5 protein-coding genes are annotated in these 4,576 nt (G+C 32.5%); all 5 read left to right on the top strand.

Annotated elements, in window-relative coordinates; genetic code table 11:
- On the top strand, window positions 1-393 hold a 393-nt coding region (locus WBN20_RS07115; RefSeq protein WP_424281199.1), incomplete at its 5' end, for a hypothetical protein.
- Window positions 384-992: a sterol desaturase family protein gene (locus WBN20_RS07110; RefSeq protein WP_424281198.1), complete on the top strand. Its 609-nt coding sequence runs from the start codon at window positions 384-386 to the stop codon at window positions 990-992. The genes WBN20_RS07115 and WBN20_RS07110, both read left to right, overlap by 10 nt.
- The gene (locus tag WBN20_RS07105; protein ID WP_424281197.1) at window positions 989-3,196 is read left to right on the top strand and encodes an efflux RND transporter permease subunit; all 2,208 of its coding nucleotides are present in this window, start codon (window positions 989-991) and stop codon (window positions 3,194-3,196) included. Before WBN20_RS07110 ends, WBN20_RS07105 begins: the two co-directional genes overlap by 4 nt.
- On the top strand, window positions 3,189-4,127 hold the full coding sequence (locus WBN20_RS07100; RefSeq protein ID WP_424281196.1) for a diacylglycerol/lipid kinase family protein: 939 nt from the start codon (window positions 3,189-3,191) through the stop codon (window positions 4,125-4,127). Before WBN20_RS07105 ends, WBN20_RS07100 begins: the two co-directional genes overlap by 8 nt.
- Before the next feature lie 3 nt (window positions 4,128-4,130).
- Window positions 4,131-4,576: UbiA family prenyltransferase (locus WBN20_RS07095; RefSeq protein WP_424281195.1), on the top strand; the 446-nt coding region annotated here is incomplete at its 3' end.

Here is a 4,576-nt window from a genome sequence, read left to right as displayed (position 1 = left end):
GATCTGGCCTACTCAAGATACTTTAAGGGTTTTGATATTTTCAATACATATAAAACATACCAACTCGAAATTCTTCAAATCCCATACTTGCTAAAGAAAGGCATTCAGTTGGTTAATAAGTTTTATAGCAAACCAAGATATCCGGATGGCTCTAAATCAATGAAAATAGCCACCCTTTATAAGGTGATGGACCTAGAATTGAAGGAGTTGAATATCGCTATGGAAATTCTCCATTCGGAAGGCATAGACTTTTTAAATATTTGTTGTTCAGAAGGGGATTATTTATACAACACATTTAAGCCTATTTCAATATCTCGATATGATTATTATTTAGTAAGCACATTAAAATTGACAGAGCAAGATCAAATTAAATTAGATGTAAGATGTATGTAGAGAAGAGACAAAGACTATCTGTTTACAGAGACCTAATAATAGAAATAGTTTCTATAGGATTTATCTGTTTTGTTTCCTTATTACTTGTTTCTATATCCAGTTTTTTTGAAATAATGTTATTCTTTGCCATTGGTTTTATAGCCTTTGGTCTCTTAGAATATTTTATACATCGATTCGTTTTTCACCTTAGAATAAAGAAAGAACCCTATAGAAAATGGGTTTATGATATTCATGGAGTACACCATAAATACCCCTCCGATCAGAGATTTTATAAAACCTCAATTTACTTGAAAATTGCCCTTGTTTTAGCAATTAATATCATAGGCTATAGTACAGGTGGTGGGCATGGTCTTATTTTTAGTTCTGGATTTGGCAGTGGATATGCTTTTTATTTGTTTGTCCATTATATCGTTCATCATTATAATGCTCCTAAAAACTCCTTAAAGTTCTTCTGGGTGTATCATGAAATACATCACCACATAAACCCAAAAAACGCCTATGGAGTTTCCAATCCATTTTGGGATATGGTCTTCCAAACGTATCCCAGAGGACAGGAGTTTACAATGGCAAATAGGAGCTTGAAAAATCATTTAAAATGAAAGGGACAAAGCTTTATGTTAATCTAATATTTTCCCTTCTTATAGCCGGTCTCGTTTTGGGGTTATTTTATTTAAAGAATATAAATTTTGAGGTAAATGCAAATGATTATTTCCCAGAAGATGAAAAAGCCCTAAATGATTATAAGGACTATAGAAATTTATTTGCTTTAAATCCAGATCACACAATTGGACTACTCATTCTTTCAAATGGCTCCCTTTATGATAGTGTTTTTTTTAAAAAGCTAAAGAATACAATTAAAACGATAGAATCACAATCAGAGGTGTCGATGGTTAAGTCTTTATTTAATATACGAAAACCGCATAAAGTTTTAAATGGTTTTATAAATCTTCCCATAATCCATCCAAACTCATCCGAAAAGTATAAAGAAGACAGTATTCAGGTAATCAAAAACAGACTGCTTACTTCAGAATTTATAGGCAAAAATCAAGAAAGTACTTTTTTAGTTATCCGTTTAACTGAGGATCTTGCAAAAAGTGAATTATCAAAAACAATTGAAAAATTAAAAAGAATTCTGAAATCCCAAAACTTTAAAAGGAACTATTTTATCGGAAGGCCCTTTATAGAAAGTACGTTTAGCACATTAATGGTAAAAGAACTAAAATACTTAGGAGTTATATTGGTTCTTGTTATGACTTTTTTAATGATGTTGATTTTCCGATCATTGTCATTGGTTTTTATCACCTTAATTATAATATTCTTTTCGTTGATAATGACTTATGGGATTTATGGTTTTTTTGGTTTTAGACTTGAGGTGCTTTCCAATATTTTACCGGTTCTTATCATTTTATTTAGCATTAATAATTGCCTTCATATTTATAAAAAATATCAAAAAGAATTAAAAGATAATTCTGATCCGGGAATAGTCCGCAAAAAAGTAATAAAGGAAAAATTCCCTGATATTGCCCTTGCCAATCTTACCACGGCAATAGGGTTTGGAAGCTTGTATTTTTCAGTTTTGCCGGCTATGAAATATTTTGGTTTATATGCAGCTATTGCAATTATGAGCACCTTGACAGTTAATTTGGTGTGTTTTAGTTTTCTATTTATGAAACCCTTTTTTAGAAATATTATGAAGAGATTGAGTACAAATACGTTGCCATTCTCTGGCTGGTATATTGTAGCTTATAAGAGACTTTTAGCTATAAAAAGCTGGCGTATTAGCGCTGTAATTGTTTCAATAATCATCCTCATTGGAATATTTAAAATTGATACGAATACTAAAAAATTAACTAACCTCCCGGATGAAGAGAATTTGAGAGAAGGTATTATTGAATATGGAAGGGAATTCGGTGGTGAAAATGGCTTTGATATAATGATTAGACCTAACCAAAAAACCTCTGTAGATGGTATATATAGAGATATAGTCCTTGCTTCTGATACGATTACTAAATATCTAATTAAGGAAGGTGTTTACAATGTTAAATCAGTAGCCCAGGTTCAGGATTATCTCTATGATCAATTTGGCAAAAGGGATTTAGTCATGGGGGAAGCAGGAAGTATTAAAATGAATCTATATAACGATTCGGTAAAAGCAGGCCGCATTAGTGGAAGGATGAAGGATTTAGGAAGAACTTATAGGATGGATATTGAAAAACGCTTGAGGCCCTTATTATCTTCTTTATCTTTTAAATATAACTTGGAATTTTTCATAACAGGGGAGGACTATCTTAACGATCTAGCCCATTCTTATCGAATTAAAGAAATGTTTATCGGATTACTCTTTTCCATCATTATTGTCTCACTTTTAATCTCATTGAGTTTTAAATCCTTCTTCTATTTTTTAATTTCATTTTTGGCAAATATGCTACCATTATTAATGATTGCAGGTTTGATGGGCTGGCTGGGAATCGAACTAAGAGGGTCAACTTCTATATTGTTCACGATTGGTTATGCCATAGCCGTTGATGATACCATTCATTTTTTAAGTGAGTTAAGGCGCAATCGGAAAAAAGAATTTGGTATTAATGACGCTATATTGGATACCTTAAACAATGTGGGTAGTCCTATATACCTATCATCATTGATTTTGAGTATTGGTTTTTTTGTTTTGCTTTTTTCAAGTATGTGGGATCTGGCAATCTTTGGCTTGTTAATCGGACTCTTTATTCTGGCAGCAATGCTTTGTGATCTTTTGATATTGCCATTTATAATTTCAAAAATTAAAGTAAAAAACAATGATTGAGGAAAAGACTTTAATCGTTATTAATATGGCGGCTAATTCCGGAGCAGCTAAATGCAAATGGGAAACAATAGAAAAGGAGGTTTTACAATATATAGGAGGGGAGGTAATAGTTAGAGTCTATTCTCCGCCCTTTGATTTGCAGTCTTTTTTTAAGGAAATTATCAATCAGGAATATTATCAGTTTATTGTTGGAGGGGGAGATGGCACTATAAATTTCGCAGCAAATATTTTGTACGAACTTCAGGTACAAGGTCTTTTAAAGAGTTTCACTTTAGGTGCATTGGCCCTTGGCTCTAGTAATGACTTTTTTAAACCCATGGCCCATTTAATTAATGGAATTCCCGTCAGAATAAATATAAAAAGCGCCAGATTCGAAGATATTGGAAGTGTCAAAATAGATAATTCCAATGGTGAGAAACTAGAAAAAATATTCTTGGTAAATGCGGGGCTTGGAGTTACTGCCGACGCCAATTTTTTATTTAATAACCCTAACAAACTAATAAATTTTTTAAAGCCCAAAGCTACTCAACTGGCTATTTTAGCAACAGCCTTAATTACTATTTTCAAACACTCAAATAAGACCATAACAATAAGGATTCAGAAAAAGATAATTGAGGTCGCTATGTCTAACCTATCAATAATCCTTATTCCTTATATCTCCGGGTCCTTTCATTATAACAAGGAACGCTCAGAAAAGAATCGGTTTGATATTTTCTTATGTAAAGAAATGGGCCGATTATCTCTGTTAAAGACTTTAATTGATTTATCGAGGGGAGAGTTTAAGATTGGAAAGGATCGAATTGTTTACTATTCCAAAAATTTGAGGATAAAATCAAAAAATGACATTCCCTTGGAAATTGATGGGGAAATTTTTCTTGGAAGGTCTTTTGATTTTGAATTGATTTCTAAAAAGATATGTCTAGCCACCTAAATTATGAAAAAGAAAGTATTTAATTTGATGACTTTGGGATTTTGGAAGAGTTATTTGATCCATATGCGTCCCTATCTCTTTTTTATTTCCGGTTTTGCCGGTATGTCTGGAATTGCCCTTACTAAGGCGAATCTTGATTTAAATTTTTGGATTGTTTTAATTCCCTTTTTTCTGTCCTATGGATTCGGGCAAGCCTTAACGGACTGCTTCCAAATTGATACCGATAAGATTTCTTCTCCTTACCGACCTTTATCGCAGGGTATAATTAGAAGAATTGATGTCCTTGGAGTAAGTGGTGTTGGGCTTGTGGTTTGTATATTGATTCTCTGTTGGTTTAATCCATATAATTTGATTTTTGGGATATTAAGTTTTGGAGGCTTGGCTACATACTCTTATATAAAACGTCATTTTTGGGCATTAGGACCCGCTTATAATTCTTTAATTGTCTC

It is taken from the genome of Eudoraea sp. (genome assembly GCF_049665975.1).
GTDB lineage: Bacteria > Bacteroidota > Bacteroidia > Flavobacteriales > Flavobacteriaceae > Eudoraea.
This window is presented reverse-complemented; position numbering and strand designations above follow the sequence as displayed.